General features: G+C 70.1%; 20 protein-coding genes and 1 riboswitch. Of the genes, 14 read left to right on the forward strand and 6 right to left on the reverse strand.

Annotation, left to right across the window (positions count from 1 at the left end; translation table 11 throughout):
* The first annotated feature begins 197 nt into the window (after nt 1–197).
* The gene (locus ACZ3X1_RS06960; protein ID WP_030029080.1) at nt 198–554 is read left to right on the forward strand and encodes a HesB/IscA family protein; all 357 of its coding nucleotides are present in this window, start codon (nt 198–200) and stop codon (nt 552–554) included.
* A gap of 119 nt (nt 555–673) precedes the next feature.
* Here the strand turns inward: ACZ3X1_RS06960 and ACZ3X1_RS06965 are convergent, their stop codons facing one another.
* Together ACZ3X1_RS06965 and ACZ3X1_RS06970 are read right to left on the reverse strand one after the other, a co-directional pair.
* Nucleotides 674–2,116, reverse strand: coding sequence for a hypothetical protein (locus ACZ3X1_RS06965; protein ID WP_467277368.1), 1,443 nt, complete (start codon nt 2,114–2,116; stop codon nt 674–676).
* 90 nt (nt 2,117–2,206) lie between these two features.
* Nucleotides 2,207–2,446: a hypothetical protein gene (locus tag ACZ3X1_RS06970; protein WP_467277370.1), complete on the reverse strand. Its 240-nt coding sequence runs from the start codon at nt 2,444–2,446 to the stop codon at nt 2,207–2,209.
* 131 nt (nt 2,447–2,577) lie between these two features.
* Here ACZ3X1_RS06970 and ACZ3X1_RS06975 point away from each other — a divergent pair, with 131 nt between their 5' ends.
* Complete coding sequence (locus tag ACZ3X1_RS06975) at nt 2,578–3,552, forward strand: carbohydrate kinase family protein (RefSeq protein WP_362631226.1); 975 nt, start codon at nt 2,578–2,580, stop codon at nt 3,550–3,552.
* A 155-nt stretch (nt 3,553–3,707) separates the two neighbouring features.
* Here ACZ3X1_RS06975 and ACZ3X1_RS06980 read toward each other — a convergent pair whose 3' ends face one another.
* Nucleotides 3,708–5,087: an aminotransferase class V-fold PLP-dependent enzyme gene (locus tag ACZ3X1_RS06980; protein WP_467277373.1), complete on the reverse strand. Its 1,380-nt coding sequence runs from the start codon at nt 5,085–5,087 to the stop codon at nt 3,708–3,710.
* Between the two features lie 282 nt (nt 5,088–5,369).
* Between ACZ3X1_RS06980 and ctaC the strand changes: the two genes are divergently transcribed.
* The 4 genes from ctaC to ACZ3X1_RS07000 all read left to right on the forward strand — a co-directional run bounded on the left by ctaC (nt 5,370) and on the right by ACZ3X1_RS07000 (nt 9,846).
* Entirely contained in the window at nt 5,370–6,344 is a 975-nt protein-coding gene (gene ctaC / locus ACZ3X1_RS06985; RefSeq protein ID WP_356812991.1) for an aa3-type cytochrome oxidase subunit II, read from the forward strand.
* Entirely contained in the window at nt 6,341–8,077 is a 1,737-nt protein-coding gene (gene ctaD / locus ACZ3X1_RS06990; RefSeq protein ID WP_356812990.1) for an aa3-type cytochrome oxidase subunit I, read from the forward strand. Before ctaC ends, ctaD begins: the two co-directional genes overlap by 4 nt.
* Nucleotides 8,074–8,472 carry a cytochrome c oxidase subunit 4 gene (locus ACZ3X1_RS06995; protein WP_356812989.1) on the forward strand — a complete coding sequence of 133 codons (399 nt, stop codon included), beginning with the start codon at nt 8,074–8,076 and terminating at the stop codon, nt 8,470–8,472. The genes ctaD and ACZ3X1_RS06995 overlap by 4 nt, the downstream gene beginning before the upstream one ends.
* A gap of 129 nt (nt 8,473–8,601) precedes the next feature.
* A complete protein-coding gene (locus tag ACZ3X1_RS07000) occupies nt 8,602–9,846 on the forward strand; it encodes a L,D-transpeptidase (protein WP_356812988.1) in 1,245 nt (414 codons plus the stop codon).
* A 54-nt stretch (nt 9,847–9,900) separates the two neighbouring features.
* Here ACZ3X1_RS07000 and ACZ3X1_RS07005 read toward each other — a convergent pair whose 3' ends face one another.
* Nucleotides 9,901–10,305 carry a DNA-binding transcriptional response regulator gene (locus ACZ3X1_RS07005; RefSeq protein ID WP_362631218.1) on the reverse strand — a complete coding sequence of 135 codons (405 nt, stop codon included), beginning with the start codon at nt 10,303–10,305 and terminating at the stop codon, nt 9,901–9,903.
* A 199-nt stretch (nt 10,306–10,504) separates the two neighbouring features.
* Here ACZ3X1_RS07005 and ctaE point away from each other — a divergent pair, with 199 nt between their 5' ends.
* The 6 genes from ctaE to ACZ3X1_RS07035 all read left to right on the forward strand — a co-directional run bounded on the left by ctaE (nt 10,505) and on the right by ACZ3X1_RS07035 (nt 17,808).
* The gene (gene ctaE, locus ACZ3X1_RS07010; protein WP_030036314.1) at nt 10,505–11,125 is read left to right on the forward strand and encodes an aa3-type cytochrome oxidase subunit III; all 621 of its coding nucleotides are present in this window, start codon (nt 10,505–10,507) and stop codon (nt 11,123–11,125) included.
* A 76-nt stretch (nt 11,126–11,201) separates the two neighbouring features.
* Nucleotides 11,202–12,011, forward strand: coding sequence for a cytochrome bc1 complex diheme cytochrome c subunit (gene qcrC, locus ACZ3X1_RS07015; RefSeq protein ID WP_030036316.1), 810 nt, complete (start codon nt 11,202–11,204; stop codon nt 12,009–12,011).
* Nucleotides 12,008–13,066, forward strand: coding sequence for a cytochrome bc1 complex Rieske iron-sulfur subunit (gene qcrA / locus ACZ3X1_RS07020; RefSeq protein ID WP_390074920.1), 1,059 nt, complete (start codon nt 12,008–12,010; stop codon nt 13,064–13,066). The genes qcrC and qcrA overlap by 4 nt, the downstream gene beginning before the upstream one ends.
* A complete protein-coding gene (qcrB, locus tag ACZ3X1_RS07025; RefSeq protein ID WP_356812985.1) occupies nt 13,063–14,691 on the forward strand; it encodes a cytochrome bc1 complex cytochrome b subunit in 1,629 nt (542 codons plus the stop codon). The genes qcrA and qcrB overlap by 4 nt, the downstream gene beginning before the upstream one ends.
* 164 nt (nt 14,692–14,855) lie before the next feature.
* Entirely contained in the window at nt 14,856–15,920 is a 1,065-nt protein-coding gene (gene trpD, locus ACZ3X1_RS07030) for an anthranilate phosphoribosyltransferase (protein WP_356812984.1), read from the forward strand.
* Between the two features lie 86 nt (nt 15,921–16,006).
* Nucleotides 16,007–16,123: riboswitch (SAM riboswitch) on the forward strand.
* Between the two features lie 221 nt (nt 16,124–16,344).
* Nucleotides 16,345–17,808 (forward strand): aminotransferase class V-fold PLP-dependent enzyme, encoded by a 1,464-nt coding sequence (locus tag ACZ3X1_RS07035; protein WP_362631215.1) that lies wholly within the window; start codon nt 16,345–16,347, stop codon nt 17,806–17,808.
* A 915-nt stretch (nt 17,809–18,723) separates the two neighbouring features.
* On the opposite strand, the gene ACZ3X1_RS07040 is transcribed toward ACZ3X1_RS07035, so the two are convergent.
* Nucleotides 18,724–19,005: an Lrp/AsnC family transcriptional regulator gene (locus tag ACZ3X1_RS07040; protein ID WP_030036325.1), complete on the reverse strand. Its 282-nt coding sequence runs from the start codon at nt 19,003–19,005 to the stop codon at nt 18,724–18,726.
* Nucleotides 19,002–19,724, reverse strand: a complete 723-nt coding sequence (locus ACZ3X1_RS07045; RefSeq protein WP_467277387.1) for a rhomboid family intramembrane serine protease — start codon at nt 19,722–19,724, stop codon at nt 19,002–19,004. Before ACZ3X1_RS07045 ends, ACZ3X1_RS07040 begins: the two co-directional genes overlap by 4 nt.
* Before the next feature lie 135 nt (nt 19,725–19,859).
* Here ACZ3X1_RS07045 and ACZ3X1_RS07050 point away from each other — a divergent pair, with 135 nt between their 5' ends.
* Both ACZ3X1_RS07050 and ACZ3X1_RS07055 read left to right on the forward strand, forming a co-directional pair.
* Nucleotides 19,860–20,099 (forward strand): hypothetical protein, encoded by a 240-nt coding sequence (locus ACZ3X1_RS07050; protein WP_008738811.1) that lies wholly within the window; start codon nt 19,860–19,862, stop codon nt 20,097–20,099.
* Nucleotides 20,100–20,142: 43 nt separating this feature from the next.
* On the forward strand, nt 20,143–21,507 hold the full coding sequence (locus ACZ3X1_RS07055) for an NYN domain-containing protein (RefSeq protein ID WP_356813091.1): 1,365 nt from the start codon (nt 20,143–20,145) through the stop codon (nt 21,505–21,507).
* The last annotated feature ends 166 nt before the right edge of the window (nt 21,508–21,673 follow it).

The following is a 21,673-nucleotide window of genomic DNA, read 5'->3' on the forward strand; positions in this document are numbered from 1 at the left end:
TGCCGATAGTGTCAATGTGACGCATCAGCCCTCGATTCGCCGGGCCCGGGCCCGCGCGCGGTGTGCGAGCATGAATATCTGAAACAAGCGTCGGGTCCCGGAATGAATCCGCGGTCCCGCTCGTTGCCACCGACGGCAAGAGTCCGACGTTTCCCCGCCCCCCGGCGGGGAGCCGCCCACTTCGGGAGTGAATGCAGATGTCCGTACAGGACGACAAGACCACTGTGAGCGACGGCATCCTCCTGTCCGACGCCGCCGCCGAGAAGGTCAGGACCCTGCTGGAGCAGGAAGGCCGCGATGACCTGGCGCTCCGCGTCGCCGTCCAGCCCGGCGGCTGCTCCGGCCTGCGCTACCAGCTCTTCTTCGACGAGCGCTCCCTCGACGGGGACGTCGTGAAGGACTTCGACGGTGTGAAGGTCGTCACGGACCGCATGAGCGCCCCGTACCTGGGCGGCGCCTCCATCGACTTCGTCGACACCATCGAGAAGCAGGGCTTCACGATCGACAACCCGAACGCCACGGGCTCCTGCGCCTGCGGCGACTCGTTCAGCTAAGCCTGAACCGCCCCCCGCACGGGCGAGGGCCCGTCCCCGGTCGCATCCGACCGGGGACGGGCCCTCGCCCGTGTCCAGCGTGTCCAGGGGCGTATTCCGCTCCTGCCAGGGCGTGTCCGCTACTGCCGGGGCAGCGGCTTGCCCGTCGTGGCGTCCAGCACCTTCCGGTCGCCGAGCGGCTCCTTCAAGGTCACCGACAGGGACCTCTCCTCCGCCAGCATGATGCAGGCCTGACCCGGCTTGTTCGGCGTATCCGTGATCTTCACCAGCACCGACTCCGCCTGCTCCCGCGCCTCCACGGCGTAGGTGCTGCAGACGCTGCCCCAGAAGTTCACCGTCAACTTCCTGTCGTCCTCCTTGTACGAGAACCCTGGCACCGTACGGCCGTCCTTCGGCCCCGGCGTGCTCTGCTGCGCGGACGCCGGCTCGGCCACCGTGTGGCCGGGCGCGCCGTCCCGGCCCGCCACCTCGAACAGCCAGGCCGGCACCAGGCCGCGAGAGCCCTCGACCGTCCCCGGAGCCAGTCCGAGCACCGCGCCCTTGACCGTCTCCGTGCGCGGCGGCTTCATCGGCCGCGGCTCCGGATTGCACGGCACCGTGTCCGTGGCACCCCCCGCGGGGTCCGCCGCCAGCGGCGCCGCGCTCGCGCAGCCGCTGGGCTCCGGATTGCCGCCCCCGCCGCCCGACCTCGCGTTCAGCCGGGCCAGCGCCTCCACGGCTCCGACCACCGGCTGGTCGGCCGCCCGTACCGGCGCCTTCAGCTCGCCGTCGCCGCCGACCACCGAGCCGTCCGCGCCCACGCTCACCTTGGTGGACCAGCCCTGCGTGGGCAGCCCGCCGACCACCGGGTCCGCGCTCACCACCCGCACCGCTCCCTGGGTGAGCCGGGCGTCCAGCTTCGCGCCGCCCTGCCCCAGGGCGGCCAGCACCGGGCCCGCGGCGGCCTTGGCCGCCTCCTCGGAGACCGGCTTGCCGCTCCCGCCCGTACCGCCGGCGTCCCGCGGGAGGGTGGCGGGGCCGCAGGTGTCCTTGCCGCGCACGCAGTCGTCCGCGGCGCCGTTGCCCGCGCCGTCGCCGCCCGCCTGGAAGCGGTTGAAGTTCCAGGTGCCCGGAGCCGTACGGGCCACCGTGAGGCGCGGCCCGGAACCGTCGGCGGCCTCCCCGGCCAGCCAGACGTCCCCCTCCAGCCGGGGCGCGCCCGAGATGCCCAGGGCCGCCGCGAGCCGGGCCACCTCGGCCTGCGCGACCTCACCGGACACGCTGTAGGCGGGCGCCGTCGCAGGGGCCTCGGGCAGTTTCACGTCGGCCCGGTAGACCACGCCCGCGCCCGACGGATCCGGCTCCCCGGGTGCGATGCCCGGGCCCGAGGGATCTCCCGCGTCACGGGGCGCGGAGGCCGCGCTGTCACCCGTACGGCGGGCGGAACCGCCGTCACCCTGGGCCGCGGACGCCCAGTAGGCGGTACCGCCGCCCACGAGCAGGACGGCGGCCGCGATCGAGCCGACGACCCAGGCGGGCCGCCGTCGTGTGCCGCTTGTCGTACCGGGTTCTTCGCTGGTCACCGCATCGCTCCTTCACTGGTCCCGCAGTGTCTGATGCGGGTGTGACGGAGCAGGGGCGCAACCGGTTCCCCTCCGGTCTCCCAAGGTCCCCTACTGGTCCCCGTACGCGGCGGTGGAGGCGATCAGCCGGGCCGACGCGGCCGGCACCCGGACCCCGTGGATCTGCGTGGGCGCCACCCGGACCGGCGCGGGACCCTCCTCGACGCCCCAGTGCGGGGCCATCCGGGCGCAGTCCCCGAGCAGACGGGCGAAGCCGGGCCGTCCCGGGCCTTCCGCTGCGCGCCTGTCAGCGGTGTACTCGCAGGAGCCGTAACCGTCGGTATAGGTCATGGAGGCACCGTAGGCACCGGAGCTCCCGCGAAGAAAGACCTACTAAGGGGTAGTTTCTGGGGTTCGGCCAGGGGTCACTTACCGGGTAGTTTTGACTGTCCCTCGCCGTCCTCAGCAGGAGCGTCCACGCCGTGCGCATCGCAGTCACCGGCTCCATCGCCACCGACCACCTCATGACCTTCCCCGGCCGTTTCGCCGACCAGCTGGTCGCCGACCAGCTGCACACGGTCTCCCTCTCCTTCCTCGTCGACAACCTCGACGTCCGGCGGGGCGGTGTCGGCCCGAACATCTGTTTCGGCATGGGTCAGCTCGGCAGCCGCCCGATCCTGGTCGGCGCCGCCGGCTCGGACTTCGACGAGTACCGCGCCTGGCTGGAGCGCCACGGCGTCGACACCGACTCCGTCCGCATCTCAGAGGTGCTGCACACCGCGCGCTTCGTGTGCACCACGGACTCCGACCACAACCAGATCGGCTCCTTCTACACGGGCGCGATGAGCGAGGCCCGCCTGATCGAGCTGAAGTCCGTGGCAGACCGCGTGGGCGGGCTCGACCTCGTCCTCATCGGCGCGGACGACCCCGAGGCGATGCTGCGCCACACGGAGGAGTGCCGGACGCGGCAGATCCCCTTCGCCGCCGACTTCTCGCAGCAGATCGCCCGCATGGACGGCGACAACATCCGCACCCTGATGGAGGGCGCGACCTACCTCTTCTCGAACGAGTACGAGAAGGGCCTCATCGAGTCGAAGTCCGGCTGGACGGACGAGGAGATCCTCTCCAAGGTCGGCACCCGCGTGACCACGCTGGGCTCCAACGGCGTCAAGATCGAGCGGGTCGGCGAGGAAACGATCGTCGTCGGCTGCCCGGAGGAGAACGCGAAGGTCGACCCGACCGGCGTAGGCGACGCCTTCCGCGCCGGGTTCCTGACCGGCCTGGGCTGGGGCGTCGGCCTGGAGCGCGCGGCGCAGGTCGGCTGCATGCTCGCCACCCTCGTCATCGAGACGCTGGGCACCCAGGAGTACACCCTGGCCCGTGCCCACTTCATGGAGCGCTTCACCAAGGCCTACGGCGAGGACGCGGCGGCCGAGGTCCGAGCCCACCTGGCGTGACGCCGACCGGAGCAATGTCCCGGGGCATGCCGCCCCGGGCCGTTCCGGCCGCGGGTGGGGGTGAGCCCGTGCCGCCGCTGCGCGGAGCCCTCCCCGCCCCGCCCTTTCTCCGTTTCCCGGGCTGCGGCCGGGCCCGCGCCTCGGACGACGGCGGGCTACGACAGGCGGCGGACCGTGTAGGCCGTGCCGGCGGGGCGGGGGGATTCGCCCAGGTAGTCGTGGCCCCGCATGGCGCACCACGCCGGGATGTCCAGCCGGGCCACCTCGTCGTCCGACAGGACCGTCACCGTGCCGCCCACCGGGACCCGGGTGATGGCCCGGGCCAGCTCGATCACCGGCTGGGGGCACCGCAGGCCGAGCGCGTCGAGCTCCAGGGATTCCGCCTCCGGGGCCGTCACGGCCGGCTCCGTCACGCCGAGCCGCTCCCGTACGCCCGCCACCACACCCGGCAGCACCTCCAGGAACGCGTTGACCTCCTCCGCCGGGGTGCCCGGCGGCAGGGAGACCCGTACGTTCCCCTCCGACAGCACGCCCATCGCCCGCAGCACATGACTGGGGGTCAGCGTGGAGCTCGTGCAGGAGGAGCCCGAGGAGACCGAGAAGCCCGCCCGGTCCAGCTCGTGCAGCAGCGCCTCCCCGTCGACGTACAGACAGGAGAAGGTGACCAGGTGCGGCAGCCGCCGGTCCGCGTCGCCGACCACCTCCACGTCCGGGACCAGCCGCACCACCCTGCGCCGGATCCGGTCCACCAGGACGCGCAGCCGGGCCGCCTCCGCGTCCGCCTCCGCCCGTACGGCCCGCAGCGAGGCCGCCGCCGCCACGATCGCGGGAAGGTTCGCGAAGCCGGGGGAGCGCCCCGACTCCCTTTCGTCCGCGGCGCCTTGGGGCGAGAAACGCACCCCCTTGCGGACCGCCAGCAGGCCCACCCCGGGCGGGCCGCCCCATTTGTGCGCGCTCGCCGCCAGGACGGACCAGGCGCCCTCCACGGGACCCCAGGCCAGCGACTGCGCCGCGTCCACCAGCAGCGGTACCCCGGCCGCCCCGCAGACCTCGGCGACCTCGGCCACCGGCTGGACCGTGCCCACCTCGTGGTTGGCCGACTGCAGGCAGGCCAGGGCGGTCGCCGGGACCAGCGCGGCCGCGTACCCGGCGGCGGACACCGCACCCGACCGGTCCACCGGGACCTCTGAAACGCTTCCGCCGCGCGCCTCGTGCGCCGCCGCCGAATGAAGTACAGAACTGTGTTCGACCGCTGATACGACCAGATGATCGCCGACGCGCCGGCGGCCGGCCAGGACACCGGCGACCCCCGTGTGAACCGCGTGCGTCCCCGAAGGAGTGAACACGAGCTCGTCGGCGCGGCATCCCACCGCCTCCGCGGCCGCCTCCCGCGCCGCGTCCAGCAGCAGCCGCGCCCGCCTGCCCTCCCGGTACAGCCGGGCCGGATCGGCCCAGCCCTCGTCCAGGGAGGCCTGCAACGCCTGGCGGGCCACGGGGTGCAGGGGAGCGGCGGACGCGCTGTCGAAGTACGGCATCCGGCCACGCTAACTCCAGCCCCGAGCGTTCGAGGTCAGGGGGCGTCAGATGGTCCCCGGAGACCGCCATTCAGGGCCATTCGCACCGTCCCCCGTACGGCGGATCCATCCCTTCGGGGACAGTAGCGGCGCGTTGGGCACCCTCCCCGCGCGACCCCAAATAGCGTCCAGTAGGGTTTGGTCCGCATAAACATCCAAACCCCTGCCTGCGTCAGGGCCGGCGACCGACCCGAACACGGCCGCGGCCGGCCGCGCGGGCCGAGACTCTCGGGAAGGCGCTACGTGAGTCCCTACGGCTCCGACCGCTCGCCGCGGCGCCCGATGCGGCGGAAGCTGCTGCAGGCGCTGACTGCGGGCGTGGTCCTGGCGACCGCCACTGGTTGCTCGTATACATGGAAAGACTTCCCCCGCCTCGGAATGCCGACTCCGGTAACCGAGGAGGCGCCGCGCATCCTCTCCCTGTGGCAGGGATCCTGGGCGGCCGCGCTCGTCACGGGCATCCTGGTGTGGGGCCTGATCATCTGGAGCGTCATCTTCCACCGGCGCAGCCGGACGAAGATCGAGGTCCCCGCGCAGACCCGGTACAACATGCCCATCGAGGCGCTGTACACCGTGGTCCCGCTCATCATCGTCTCGGTGCTCTTCTACTTCACCGCGCGTGACGAGTCGAAGCTCCTCGCCCTCACCCCGAAGCCGCCGCACACGATCAACGTGATCGGCTTCCAGTGGAGCTGGGGCTTCAACTACATCGAGAACGTCGACGGCGACGCGGCGACCCCGAAGGCCGGTGCGGTTCCCAAGGAGCTCGCCGCCATCCCGGACCGCTTCACCAAGGACTTCCCGGCGGGCGCCGAGGGCGTCTACGAGAAGGGCGTCCCGGGCGACCGGAACCCGCAGACGGGCAACCCGGGTCCGACCCTGGTCCTCCCCAAGGGCGAGAAGGTCCGCTTCATCCTGTCGTCCAATGACGTCATCCACTCCTTCTGGGTGGTCCCCTTCCTGTTCAAGCAGGACGTCATCCCGGGCCACACCAACGTCTTCGAGGTCGTCCCGAGCCAAGAGGGCACCTTCATGGGCAAGTGCGCCGAGCTCTGCGGCGTCGACCACTCCCGGATGCTCTTCAACGTCAAGGTCGTCTCGCCCGAGGCGTACAAGACGTACCTGAAGGAGCTGGCGGAGAAGGGTCAGACCGGCTTCCTCCCCGCCGGTATCCAGCAGACCGACCCGGCCCGGAATGCGGAAGTGAACAAACTGTGAGCATCCTCAACGAATCCCAGGGTGCCGCCGCAGCTGACTCGTACGAGAACGAGCTGCCGGTGCGGCGCAAGCAGCCGGGCAACGTGGTCGTGAAGTGGCTCACCACCACCGACCACAAGACCATCGGCACGATGTACCTGGTCACCTCGTTCGTGTTCTTCCTCATCGGCGGTCTGCTCGCGCTCTTCATGCGCGCCGAGCTGGCCCGTCCGGGCACGCAGATCATGTCGAACGAGCAGTTCAACCAGGCGTTCACCATGCATGGCACGATCATGCTGCTGATGTTCGCCACCCCGCTGTTCGCGGGCTTCGCCAACTGGATCATGCCGCTGCAGATCGGCGCGCCCGACGTGGCGTTCCCGCGGCTGAACATGTTCGCGTACTGGCTGTACCTCTTCGGCTCGACCATCGCGGTGGCCGGCTTCGTGACGCCGAACGGCGCCGCCGACTTCGGCTGGTTCGCCTACTCCCCGCTGTCGGACGCGGTCCGCTCGCCGGGCATCGGCGCCGACATGTGGATCATGGGTCTGGCCTTCTCCGGCTTCGGCACGATCCTCGGCTCGGTCAACTTCATCACCACGATCATCTGCATGCGCGCTCCGGGCATGACGATGTTCCGCATGCCGATCTTCACCTGGAACGTGCTGCTGACCGGTGTCCTGGTCCTGCTCGCCTTCCCGGTACTGGCCGCCGCGCTCTTCGCGCTGGAGGCCGACCGCAAGTTCGGCTCGCACATCTTCGACGCCGCCAACGGTGGCGCCCTGCTGTGGCAGCACCTCTTCTGGTTCTTCGGACACCCAGAGGTGTACATCATCGCGCTGCCGTTCTTCGGCATCGTCTCCGAGATCATTCCGGTCTTCTCGCGCAAGCCGATGTTCGGTTACATCGGCCTGATCGCCGCGACGATCGCGATCGCCGGCCTCTCGGTGACCGTGTGGGCGCACCACATGTACGTCACCGGCGGTGTGCTGCTGCCGTTCTTCTCCTTCATGACCTTCCTCATCGCGGTACCGACCGGTGTGAAGTTCTTCAACTGGATCGGCACCATGTGGAAGGGCTCGCTGTCCTTCGAGACCCCGATGCTCTGGACGATCGGCTTCCTGGTCACCTTCACCTTCGGTGGTCTGACCGGCGTCATCCTGGCCTCGCCCCCGATGGACTTCCACGTCTCCGACTCGTACTTCGTCGTCGCGCACTTCCACTACGTCGTCTTCGGCACCGTGGTGTTCGCGATGTTCGCCGGCTTCCACTTCTGGTGGCCGAAGTTCACGGGCAAGATGCTGGACGAGCGCCTCGGCAAGATCACCTTCTGGACGCTGTTCATCGGCTTCCACGGCACCTTCCTGGTGCAGCACTGGCTGGGCGCCGAGGGCATGCCGCGTCGTTACGCGGACTACCTCGCCGCCGACGGCTTCACCGCGCTGAACACGATCTCGACGATCAGCTCGTTCGTGCTCGGCCTGTCGATGCTGCCGTTCATGTACAACGTCTGGAAGACGGCGAAGTACGGCAAGAAGATCGAGGTCGACGACCCGTGGGGCTACGGCCGTTCGCTGGAGTGGGCGACGTCCTGCCCGCCGCCGCGGCACAACTTCCTCACCCTGCCGCGCATCCGCTCCGAATCCCCGGCGTTCGACCTGCACCACCCGGAGATCGCGGCCCTCGACCACCTCGAGGACCACACCGCCGGCGCCACCAAGGCGCTCACCGGTGACAAGGAGGCCGGCAAGTGAAGATCCAGGGCAAGATGTTCCTCTGGCTCTCCTTCTTCATCCTGGTCATGGCCGTCGTGTACGGCGTGTGGTCGAAGGAGCCCGTCGGTACCACCGCGCTCTTCCTGGCCTTCGGCCTGAGCGTCATGATCGGCTACTACCTGGCCTTCACGGCCAAGCGAGTCGACGAGATGGCCCAGGACAACCTGGAGGCCGACGTCGCCGACGAGGCCGGCGAGCTGGGGTTCTTCTCCCCGCACAGCTGGCAGCCGCTCTCGCTGGGCATCGGTGGCGCGCTCGCCTTCATGGGCGTCATCTTCGGCTGGTGGCTCATGTACTTCTCGGCCCCGATCATCATGATCGGCCTGTGGGGCTGGGTGTACGAGTACTACCGCGGTGAGAACGCGAACCAGTAGACGAAAAGCGGTACGCGCGGCCCGGCCGCGCACCACGTGGGGCCCGGACACCTCTTCGGAGGAGTCCGGGCCCCTCGTTTGCAGTCACCCCGCGCGCCGTAATTGTCATATCTTCATAGCGTTGGCCCCATGAAGCACTCACCGCGTCTTTGGACGGTACTCAGCTGCTCCCTGCTGGTCGCGTCCCTCGGGGCCGGCGCCACCGCATGCGGGTCCGGCGACAACCCGCTCTCGGCCCGCCCGGTCGACGCGGGCGAGCAGGTCGCCTTCAACCAGACCGCAGGCAGGCGCCCCGTCGACCCCAACCGGCCCCTGGAGGTCACCGCCAAGGGCAAGGGCAGCCGGATCACGGACGTCACGGCCGTGGACACCCACGGCCGCCGGCTGGCGGGCGAACTCAGCGCCAAGGGGGACCGCTGGCACAGCACGGCCCCCATGGCCGCAGGCGTCCGCTACACCGTCACCGTGAGGACGGAGGACGAACGGGGCACCCCGGGCCAGCGCACGATGGCCTTCGACACCACGCCGTCCAAGGGGGTCCTGAAGGTCGAATTCGGCCCGGAGGAAGGCAAGTACGGCGTCGGTCAGCCCCTCACCGCCGAACTCAACGAGCCCGTCAAGGACAAGGCCGCACGCGCCGTCGTCGAACGCGGCCTGATCGTCGACGCCCCGGCCGGGGTCGAAGGCGCCTGGCACTGGGTCGACGACAAGAACCTGCACTACCGCCCGAAGGACTACTGGCCCGCCAACACCACCGTCTCCGTACGGAGCAACCTGGAGGGCATCAAGATCACCGACGAGCTCCACGGAGCCGCCGCCAAGCCGCTGAAGCTGGAGATCGGCGACCGCGTCGAGGTCACCACCGACGCCTCCTCGCACTGGCTCACCTTCAAGCGCAACGGAGAAGTGATCAATTCCATCCCGGTCACCACCGGCAAGCCCGGGTTCTCCACCCGCAACGGCATCAAGGTGGTGCTGGGCAAGCAGTACTACGTACAGATGCGCGGTGACACCGTCGGCATCGGCGGCAGCGAGTACTACAACCTGCCCGTCTACTACGCCACACGCGTCACCTGGAGTGGTGAATACGTCCACGCCGCCCCGTGGTCCGTCGGCTCCCACGGCTACGCGAACGTCAGCCACGGCTGCACCGGCATGAGCACCGGCAACGCCGCCTGGTTCTACGAGAACATCACCGAGGGCGACATCGTCCAGGTGATCAACAGCATCGGCGACGACATGGACATCTTCGGCAACGGGTTCGGAGACTGGAACATGGACTGGAAGGACTGGCGCGAGGGCAGCGCCCTCCTCAAGGGCACCCGGGAAGGCCGCAGCCACGTCGACCAGGCCCGCCTCAGGCCGACGGTCTGAGGCCGAGCGGGCAGGGCCCCCGGACCCGGTCCGGGGGCCGGCCGCAGGCGGGCGTCAGGCCGCCGTGGAGGACAGCCGGGAACGCAGCAGGGCCGCCAGGGCATCCGCGAACTCCACCGGATCCACCGGAAGGGTCACGGCGGCGTCGGCGCGGCTCCAGGTGGCCAGCCAGGCGTCCTGCGGGCGGCCCATCAGCAGCAGCACCGGGGGGCACCGGAAGATCTCGTCCTTGATCTGCCGGCACACACCCATGCCCCCGGCCGGAACCGCCTCGCCGTCCAGCACGCACACGTCGATGCCGCCCGCGTCCAGCTCCGACAGGACCGCCGGCAGGGTCGCGCACTCCAGGAACTCCACCGGCGGCAGATCCGCGGCCGGGCGGCGGCCCGCCGCCAGTCTCACCTGCTCCCGGGTGCCCGCGTCGTCGCTGTAGACCAGAACCCGCGCAGTCGCCCGCATTTCGATCCTCCACGTGTCCCATGAATCACGTTGCTGTTGCGCGGGATGCTACTCCTCCCGCCGCCCCGTCAACATCGGTTCGGACATGTGTACGGGGCCGTTCGGAGAGGTGATCTGATGGGCCGTTCGGGCCTTGCACACGCCCCTGACACTCCGAACGGCACCCCCCGGGGTGAGGGCGGGATAAGCGACCGACATAATGTCGGTCGTGGCGACAGCAACGACAGTAGATACCGGGCACGCGCACCCGACGGTCAACCGGCCGAACCTCGTCAGCGTCGGAACCATCATCTGGTTGAGTTCCGAGCTGATGTTCTTCGCGGCCCTCTTCGCGATGTACTTCACCCTGCGATCCGTGACAGGTCCCGAGTACTGGACAGAGCAGGCCTCGGCCTTGAATCTGCCCTTCTCGGCGACGAACACGACGATCCTGGTGCTTTCCTCCCTCACCTGCCAGCTCGGCGTATTCGCCGCGGAGCGCGGTGACGTGAAGAAGCTCCGGACGTGGTTCATCATCACGTTCGTCATGGGTGCGATCTTCATTGGCGGCCAGGTGTTCGAGTACACCGAGCTGGTCAAGCACGAGGGCATGAGCCTCTCGTCCGGTCCGTACGGCTCGGTCTTCTACCTGACCACCGGCTTCCACGGGCTGCACGTGACGGGCGGTCTCATCGCCTTCCTGCTGGTCCTCGGCCGGACGTACGCGGCCAAGAGGTTCACCCACGAACAGGCCACGTCGGCCATCGTCGTGTCCTACTACTGGCACTTCGTCGATGTCGTCTGGATCGGCCTCTTCGCCACGATCTACCTGATCAAGTAGCGAACACGTCACCGGGTCCGACCCGGCACTCCATCCAGACACACCGACGCAGAAGATCCTGACACCGGGGTAATCCGTGAAAAAGCTCTCCGCACGACGACGCCATCCGCTGGCGGCGGTCGTCGTTCTACTCCTCGCGCTGGCGGCCACTGGGGGGCTGTACGCCGCCTTTGCTCCCGCGGGCAAGGCGCAGGCCGATGAAACCGCCCAGTCCCTCGCCATCGAGGAGGGCAAGAAGCTCTACGCCGTGGGTTGCGCAAGCTGCCACGGAACCGGCGGTCAGGGTTCCTCTGACGGCCCGAGCCTGGTCGGCGTCGGCTCCGCGGCCGTCGACTTCCAGGTGAGCACGGGCCGCATGCCCGCCCAGCAGCCCGGCGCCCAGGTGCCGAAGAAGCCGGTCATCTACACCCAGGCGCAGATCGACCAGCTGGCCGCGTACATCGCCTCCCTCGGAGCCGGCCCGATCACGCCGACCGAGAAGCAGTACGACCCGGCTGACGCCGACATCGCCAACGGTGGTGAGCTGTTCCGCAACAACTGCGCGCAGTGCCACAACTTCACCGGTGAAGGCGGCGCGCTGACCAACGGCAAGTACGCCCCCAACCTTGAGGACGTCTCGCCGAAGCACATCTACGAGGCCATGCAGACCGGCCCGCAGAACATGCCCTCCTTCCCCGACAGCACCATGCCGGAGAAGCAGAAGAAGGACATCATCGCGTACCTCCAGAACGTGAACGGTGAGAAGTCGACCAACCCCGGTGGTCTCAAGCTCGGCGGCCTCGGCCCCGTCTCCGAGGGTCTGTTCGGCTGGATCTTCGCTCTGGGTGCGCTGATCGCTGTCGCCGTCTGGGTCGCGGCCCACACCGCTAAGGCCAAGAAGTCATGAGTAGCCAAGAGATTCCCGAAGAGAAGCACCTGCCGAGCGAGCAGGGCGACGCCCACCACGGTGGCGTAGCAGTGGCGGACGACCCGTTCGCCGACCCGGGCCTGCCGGTCCACAGGCCGCGCATCCAGGACATCGACGAGCGTGCGGCGAAGCGTTCCGAGCGCACCGTCGCCATGCTGTTCACGCTGTCGATGCTGGCCACGATCGGCTTCATCGCCTCGTACGTGATCTTCCCGGTCGACAAGATCGTCTTCATCTTCCCGCTCGGGAAGGTCAGCGCGCTCAACTTCGCCTTGGGTATGACGCTGGGCACGGCCCTCTTCTGCATCGGCGCGGGCGCGGTCCACTGGGCCCGCACCCTGATGTCCGACGTCGAGGTCGCCGACGACCGCCACGAGATCGCCGCTCCGCCGGAGGTCAAGGCGAAGGTCCTCCAGGACTTCGCCGACGGTGCGAACGAGTCCGGCATCGGCCGCCGTCCGCTGATCCGCAACACGATGCTGGGCGCGCTGGCCATGCTGCCGCTCTCCGCCGTCGTGATCATGCGCGACCTGGGCCCGCTGCCCGAGGACAAGCTGCGCCACACCATGTGGGCCAAGGGCAAGCTGCTCATCAACCAGAACACGATGGAGCCGCTGCGTCCCGAGGACGTGCTCGTCGGTTCGCTGACGTTCGCCATGCCCGAGGGCCTGGACGAGCACCAGCACGACTTCCAGACGCAGATCGCCAAGGCCGCCCTGATGATCGTCCGCATCCAGCCGGAGGACATCAAGGACAAGCAGGAACTCGAGTGGTCCCACGACGGGATCGTGGCCTACTCGAAGATCTGCACCCACGTCGGCTGCCCGATCAGCCTGTACGAGCAGCAGACGCACCACGTGCTCTGCCCGTGCCACCAGTCCACCTTCGACCTCTCCGACGGCGCCCGCGTCATCTTCGGCCCGGCCGGGCACGCCCTCCCGCAGCTGCGGATCGGCGTGAATGACGAAGGCTTCCTCGAAGCGCTCGGCGACTTCGAAGAGCCCGTCGGTCCTGCATTCTGGGAGCGCGGATGAGCACCGCCACTGACAACAAGGCGCGCAAAGCGCCGGCCGGAGAGCGCGTAGCGGACTGGGCGGACGGCCGCCTGGGCATCTACAGCCTCGCCAAGGCCAACATGCGCAAGATCTTCCCGGACCACTGGTCCTTCATGCTCGGTGAGATCTGCCTCTACAGCTTCATCATCATCATCCTCACGGGTGTGTACCTGACGCTGTTCTTCCACCCGAGCATGAACGAGGTGGAGTACCACGGCAGCTACGTCCCGATGCAGGGCGTGCTGATGTCCGAGGCCTTCGCCTCGACGCTCGACATCAGCTTCGACGTCCGCGGTGGCCTACTCATCCGCCAGATCCACCACTGGGCGGCGCTGATCTTCGTCGCGGCGATGATCGTGCACATGATGCGCGTCTTCTTCACCGGCGCGTTCCGCAAGCCCCGCGAGGTCAACTGGATCTTCGGCTTCCTGCTGCTGGTCCTCGGCATGTTCACCGGCTTCACCGGTTACTCGCTGCCGGACGACCTGCTCTCGGGTACGGGTGTCCGCTTCATGCAGGGCGCCATCCTGTCCGTCCCGGTCGTCGGCACGTACCTGTCGATGTTCCTGTTCGGCGGGGAGTTCCCGGGCGGCGACTTCGTCGCGCGCTTCTACTCGGTGCACATCCTGCTGCTGCCCGGCATCATGATGGGCCTCCTCGTGGCCCACCTGATCCTGGTCTTCTACCACAAGCACACCCAGTACGCGGGTCCCGGCAAGACGAACAACAACGTCGTCGGCATGCCGCTGCTGCCGGTCTACATGGCCAAGGCCGGAGGCTTCTTCTTCCTGGTCTTCGGTGTCATCGCGGTCGTCTCCGCCATCGCCTCGATCAACCCGATCTGGGCCCTCGGCCCGTACCGCCCGGACCACGTGTCCACCGGTGCGCAGCCCGACTGGTACATGGGTATGCCGGAAGGCCTGATCCGCGCCATGCCCGGCTGGGAGATCAACCTGTGGGGCCACACGCTCGTCCTGGGCGTGTTCATCCCGCTGGTGCTCTTCCCGCTGGTGCTCGGTTCGATCGCCGTCTGGCCGTTCATCGAGTCCTGGGTCACCGGCGACAAGCGCGAGCACCACATCCTGGACCGCCCGCGCAACGTCCCGACCCGCACGGCCTTCGGTGTCGCCTGGATCGCGGAGTACATCGTGCTCCTCATCGGCGGCGGCAACGACATGTTCGCCCAGTACTTCCACCTGTCGATCAACTCGATCACGTGGTTCGTCCGGATCGGCTTCTTCGTCGTCCCGGTCCTCGCCTTCATCGTCACCAAGCGGATCTGCCTCGGCCTCCAGCGCCGGGACCACGACAAGGTGCTGCACGGTCGCGAGACCGGCATCATCAAGCGTCTGCCGCACGGTGAGTTCGTCGAGGTCCACGAGCCGCTCCCGCAGGGCCAGCTGCACACCCTCACCGCGCACGAGCAGTACAAGCCGATCGAGATCGGCCCGACGGTCGACGAGAACGGTGTCGAGCGCAAGGTGAAGGCGAGCGAGAAGCTGCGCGCGAAGCTCAGCAAGGGCTTCTACGCCGAGGGCAACCAGATCGCGAAGCCCACGGTGGAGGAGTACAAGGAGATCCAGTCCGGCCACGGCCACCACTGATCCCCCGCACCACCGCATGAGGGACTGATTCCGGTCAGTCCTGGTGTCGCCACGGCGAGAGCCCCGTCCAGTGTCTGGACGGGGCTCTTTGCCGTAACCGGGGCTGGATAGGCTGATCTCCGACCCATCCGACGTGGAACCCCCATCAACAGCAGGAGCGGACCATGAACGTTGCGACCCCGACAGGCGGCGACAGCGTGGCGGCCCGTGGTTGGCCGGGCGTCCTCGACGCCCTGCTGACCGGCCAGGACCTCAGCGCCGACGACACCGCCTGGGCCATGGACCGCATCATGCGCGGGGAGGCCACCGACGCCCAGATCGCCGGCTTCGTGGTCGCCCTGCGCGCCAAGGGGGAGACGGTCGCGGAGATCAACGGCCTCGTCCGGGCCATGTACGGGCACGCCAACCTCATCGAGGTGCCCGGCCGCACCGTCGACATCGTCGGCACCGGCGGCGACGGGGCCAAGACGGTCAACATCTCCACGATGTCGGCGGTCGTGGTGGCCGGCACCGGCGCCAAGGTCGTCAAGCACGGCAACCGGGCCGCGTCCTCGGCGAGCGGCTCCTCGGACGTCCTGGAGAAGCTCGGCGTCAACCTCGACCTGAGCACCTCGCGGGTCGTGGAGGTCGCCGAGGAGGCCGGCATCACCTTCTGCTTCGCGGTGAAGTTCCACCCCTCCCTGCGGCACGTCGCCGGAGCCCGCCGAGAACTGGGCATCCGGACCACCTTCAACATCCTCGGCCCGCTGACGAACCCGGCCCGCGTCCGCGCCCAGGCCACGGGCGTGGCCGACCCCCGGATGGCCCCCATCGTGGCGGGCGTACTCGCCGAGCGCGGCTCCTCCGCGCTCGTCTTCCGCGGGGACGACGGCCTCGACGAACTGACCACCACGGGGACCTCGCGCGTCTGGTGGGTCCGCGACGGGAAGGTCACCGAGCAGTCCTTCGACCCGCGTGATGTCGGCATCCCCCTGGTCGACGTGTCCGCCCTGGCCGGCGGGGACCCCTCGTACAACGCGGACGTGGCCCGCCGCCTGCTGGCCGGCGAGACCGGACCCGTACGCGACGCCGTCCTCCTGAACTCGGCGGCCGCCCTCGTCGCCCTCGACCCGGGCACGGGCAGCCTGGAGGAGCAGATCACGGCCGGCATCACCCGTGCGGCCGAGTCCATCGACTCCGGTGCCGCCAGGTCCGCCCTGGAGCGCTGGGTGACGGCCAGCAACGCCTGACCCGGCACACGTTTCACGCCAGACCCCGGTCCGCCATTCGGACCGGGGTCTTGCGCGCGGCGGATCTTGTGGCAGGATGCTGACCAGGTCACGAGTGACAGCGTTTAGGCCCCGGCTCGCTGTCCGGCAACCCTCCTTCCGTGGCGGGGTGCCCCGGGTGATGACCAGGTCGTAGGCAGCAAGGCCTACGGCAAGCGCGGATCCCTCGACACCAGGGGTCCTGGTCTCTCGAGGAGCGTTTTCCGTGAGCAAGCGAATGCGATAGGGCGACTGACGCCCCCACTTCACCCCTCGGACCAGGGTCACTTCCGCGTACCCCGACAGTCCGGTCCGAGGACCCTCCCGTACCCCGGACGGCCGCACCGCCGTACCCGCGTACGGGCACACCGAAGCCATTCAGCCCTGCCTGCCGGGAGATACCGCCATGTCCGCGTCCCTGAACGCCGTCGCCACCGCCACCAACGCCACCATCGCCGCCGCCGCCCAGGGTCCCGCCTGTGCCGAGCCGCTCGCCGTCCTCGGCCGCGACGTCACCGTCCCGCTCGTCACCGGCGGCGAAGTCACCTACGCGGCCCTCGACTACGCCGCCAGCGCCCCCGCCCTCCAGCGGGTCTGGGACGACGTGGCCGCCTACGCCCCCTACTACGGCAGCGTCCACCGCGGCGCCGGCTACCTCTCGCAGCTCTCCACCGACCTCTTCGAGCAGAGCCGCGTCACGGTCGCCGAGTTCCTCGACTGCCGGCCCTCCGACCAGGTCGTCTTCACCCGCTCCACCACCGACTCCCTCAACCTGCTCGCCGCGGTGCTCCCCGCCGGCTGCCAGGTCTTCGTGTTCGAGACCGAGCACCACGCCTCGCTCCTGCCGTGGACGAACGCGCAGGTCAGCTACCTCGACGCGCCGCGCACCCCGGACGAGGCCGTCGCCATCCTGGAGCGGGCGCTCGCCGACCGCGACCCGTCCCCTGGCTCTTCGAGCTGGGGAGACCCCAAGGGCCCGGCGCTCGTATGCGTCACCGGCGCGTCCAACGTCACCGGCGAGCTGTGGCCGGTGAAGGAACTCACCGCCGCCGCGCACGCCCACGGCGCGCGGATCGTGCTGGACGCCGCCCAGCTGGCCCCGCACCACCCCGTTTCCGTGCGAGACCTCGACGTCGACTGGGTCGCCTTCTCCGGCCACAAGCTGTACGCACCGTTCGGCTCGGGCGTCCTCGCCGGCCGCGCCGACTGGCTCCAGGAGGCCGATCCGTACCTGGCCGGCGGCGGGGCCTCCCGCAAGGTCTCCCGCCGCGAGGACGGCGGAGTCGACGTCGAGTGGCACACCACGGCCGCCCGCCACGAGGCCGGCTCCCCGAACGTGATCGGCGTCTACTCCATCGCCTCCGCCTGCCGGGCCCTGACCGAAGCGGGCTTCGAGAACCTGGTGGCGCGCGAGCAGCGGCTCGTGGCCCGGGTCCGCGAGGGCCTCGCCTCGGTGCCGCAGGTCAAGGTCCTCTCCCTCTTCGGGGACGACGCCCCGCGGGTCGGCGTCATCTCCTTCGTCGTGGACGGCTGGAACAGCTCCCACTTCGCTGCCGCGCTCTCCGCCGAGTACGGGATCGGCGTACGGGACGGCCTGTTCTGCGCCCACCCGCTGGTGCGGACCCTGCTGGGCAGCGAGCCGCAGGCCCAGGGCGAGTGCGGGGCCCCCGAGGCCGCCCCGGGCGAGCGCTCGCTGAACGCCATCCGCGTCAGCTTCGGCGCCGGCACCCCGGACGAGCACGTGGACCGCTTCGTCCGCGCGGTCCGGGAACTCGTCGCGGACGGCGCGAAGTGGCAGTACCGCACGGAGGAAGGCCGCTGCGTCCCCCTCCGCGGGACGGCTGCCCTGCGGGCGGCTCGGCGGGCGTAGGGGCCAGCCGGGCCCCTGCGGGGTGCTCGGCGGATCCAGCGCGGGGCGGCTCGCGCGCGGGTGCTGGGCGGGGTCGGGGTGTGGGGCGGTGCCCCGTACCGGGCCCCTGCGGGGTGCTCGGCGGATCCAGCGCGGGTGCTTGGCGGTATGCGGGTGTGGGGCGGTGCCCCGTACCGCGCCCCTGCGGGGTGCTCGGCGGATCCAGCGCGGGGCGGCTCGCGCGCGGGTGCTGGGCGGGGTCTGGGTGTGGGGGCGGTGCCCCCGTACCGGTCCCCTGCGGGGGTGCTCGGCGGATCCAGCGCGGGTGCTTGGCGGGGTCGGGGTGTGGGGCGGTGCCCCGTACGAGGGTCTCCTCGGCTCGGCGCGTGCGGGCATTTCTCGGCCGTACCCGGTGGTCGCGCCTCGTCCTGCGGGGACCCTCCTACGTGTCCCCACCCCACCGCCGGCTCCGGCAGCGATCCGGGATCCCGTGAAGCGTCCCCGCCCACCGCCGGCTCCGGCAGTGCCGGGGATCCCATGGGGTGGCTCCGGCCTGCCCGCGGCCGGGTTGGCGGAGGGGAGGGGGGACGTGGCGGGGTGTCCCCGCAGGACGAGCGCGCAACCACCGGGTACAGCCGCGATGGCCCGCACGCGCCGAGCCGAGGAGACACCCCGCCACGGCACCCCGGACCGACCAGACCCACCCGGCTCCGCCGAAGCGATCCGCACCCCGGGCCCTGCACCGACCAGACCCACCCGGCTCCGCCGAAGCAAGCCACACCCCGGGCCCTGCACCGACCAGACCCACCCGGCTCCGCCGAAGCAAGCCACACACCACCGAGCCGCCCCCAGGGGCAACCGGAGCGACCGGGCCGACCCCGCCGCGCCGAAGGAGGCCGCTCACCGCCGAGCCGCCCGCAGGGCAGGCGGCCGGCGCTACGCGTCGAGGCCGATCGCGAACGCCGCCTCCAGGTCGTGCTGCGAGTACGTGCGGAACGCCACGTGCGTGTCCGTCGCCTCGACGCCCGGGATCTTGCTGATGCGGCCGGGGATGATGTCCGCCAGGTTCTCGTGGCGGTTCACGCGGACCAGCGCGATCAGGTCGTAGGTCCCCGTCACGGAGTAGACCTCGCTGACGCTGTCCAGCGCGGCGATGGACTCGGCGATCTCGGGGATCCGGTCCACGCTGGTCTTGATGAGCACGATCGCGGTGATCACGGCTGGCTGTCTCCCTCGGTGGCCGTCGCTGGTCGACTCACTCTAGTCGTACCCCGATACCGGGCCCACGCGTAGAGGAAGCCGAGCGAGAACCCCACCAGATGGGCCAGATAGGCCACCCCCGGCCCGCTCTCCGCGCGGTGCGCGGCCACCCACTGCAGGGCGAACCAGAACAGCAGCACGAGCCACGCCGGGAACCGCAGCGGCAGGAAGAACAGGAAGGGGAACAGGCTCGTCACCCGTGCCCGCGGCAGCAGATAGAGGAACGCGCCCAGGACGGCCGAGATCGCACCGGACGCACCCACCAGCGTCTGCGCGGACTCCGCGTTGGCCGCCGCGTACGCCGCCAGCGCCAGGTAGCCCGTACAGAGGTAGAAGACGAGGAACGCCGGACGGCCCATCCGCTCCTCGGCCAGCGCGCCGAAGACGAAGAGGAACAGCATGTTTCCGAGCAGGTGCAGCCAGCTGCCGTGGACGAACAGCGCGGTGAGCGGCGTCAGCCAGGCGCGCGGGGTGTCCGTGAAGAGTTCGTCAGGGACCACGCCCCAGCGCCGGAAGTACGCGGTGCCCGCGCTCAGCAGTTCGTCGCCGGTCCCGTAGACCGGATTGAGCCCCGAGGCGGGGCTCAGTACGAACACCACACCGCAGCCCGCGATCAGTGCGTGGGTGACCACCGGTCCCCGGGCGGCCTCGCGCACAGCCTGCCACCTTACGATCATGTGACAGAGCATGACGCAACGTGCCCCACCTGAAGGGGTGGCAGGCCGTAGGGTTACGAGCTGCGGTCCACAGGCCGACGCGGACGGCCGAACGACCGCTTTAATTGAATGAGCTACGAAGGAGTGAGCAGGCCGATGACGGTTCCCCTGCCGACCGACACCACCCGGTGGCGCTGCACCCTGTGCGGCAACCTCACGCGGTTCGACGTCACCCGTTCGTCGAAGGTCGTCGAGTACGTCCACCTGGACCTCGCCGGGGAGCCCAAGGTCGAGGAGCGAGAGGTGGTCAATGAGACCATCGAGTCGGTCCGATGTCGCTGGTGCAACGCGGTGGACCAGATCGAGCTCGTGGACAGGCCGGGCGCGGACTCCTGACGGAGCCCCGTCGGCAGGTAGACCATCACGGTAGGGGTGACGGATTGTGGAGCCAGCAAGCGGCGCTGGGCCGGCCGACGCGGCCGGCGACGCCGCGGAGGCGCTCGACCGCCCGCTGCCGGAAGGCGTGCGGCGCCGGGTCGTCGCGCTCGTCTCGGACGCCTTCGGCGCGCTGACGGTCGCGGACCTGCCGGCGCAGCTGCGCCAGTACGCGCGCTTCACCCCGACCCGGCGCGCCAAGTTCGCCGGCAACGCCATGGCCGCGGCGGTCGAGACCGACGCGGTGTTCCGCGGCCGGGTCGCCGACAAGCTGCGCGATGCGCAGGCGGACCTGGCCGCCGCGCTGGAGTCCGGCGCGCCGCCGGCCGCCGCGGATCCGCTGGACGTGGCGGCCGCCGCCTTCGTCCTGAGGCCCGCCGGCTGGGTCAAGCTCGTGGCCGCGGCGGGCGAGGAGGCCCAGCGGGCCGACGCCGAGCGGGTGGGCGAGGAGACCCGGCGCGAGCTGGACCGCCTGCGCGAGGAGTTGGAGCACGTACGGGAACTGCAGCGCACGGGCGGTGAGCAGGTACGGGTCGAGCTGGAGGCGGCGCGGAAGGAAGCGGAATCGCTTCAGCGCCGGCTGCGCAGCGCCCTGAGCGACGTCAAGCGCGGCGAGGCGGCCCTGCGCAAGGTGACCGCCGAGATCGACGCGATCCGCGGCGAGGCCGCGACCCGTGTGACGGCGGCCGAGAGCGAGACGCGGCGGCTCAAGTCCCGGCTCGCGGAGGTGGAGACGGCGCTGGAGACCTCCCGCCGGGCGACCCGTGAGGGGCGCAGCATCGAGGACATGCGGCTGCGGCTGCTGCTGGACACCGTGCTGGACGCGGCGCAGGGGCTGCGCCGTGAGCTGGCGCTGCCACCGGTGAACACCCGCCCGGCCGACACGGTGGATGCGGTGGAGCCGGGCCGGATGACGCCGAAGGACATCGCGGCGCGCGCCCTGTCGGAGACCGATCCGGCGCTGCTGGACCAGCTGTTGGCGCTGCCCCAGGCCCATCTGGTGGTCGACGGCTACAACGTGACCAAGACCGGCTATCCGACGATGCCGCTGGAGAAGCAGCGGCTGCGGCTGCTGGGCGGGCTGTCGATGCTGGCCGCACAGACGGGTGCGGAGATGACCTGTGTCTTCGACGGCGCGGAGCTGGCGGCCCCGGTGCTGCTCGCGCCGCCGCGGGGTGTGCGGGTGCTGTTCTCCAAGGCGGGGGTGACGGCCGACGAGCTGATCCGCCAGCTGGTGCGGGCGGAGCCGCCCGGCCGGCCGGTCGTCGTGGTCTCCACGGACCGGGAGGTCGCCGACGGGGTCGCCAAGGCCGGGGCGCGGCCCGTAACGTCCGCTTTGTTGCTGAAGCGGCTTTCGCGCGTTTCCTAACTCCCGGCCCGAATGCCGGAATTGGTAGGGCGTGTGGGGGACGCACCGTCAAGTGCTCGGCACGGAGCGTGCGGTGTAGGTAAAGAACCTGGTCGGCGGGCGAGTTTTTTCCCGGCAGGATTTGAACTGATCACAGCTGGGTCACTAGGGTCTGCTCAAACCTTCG

The organism is Streptomyces sp. NPDC023541, from assembly GCF_055559995.1.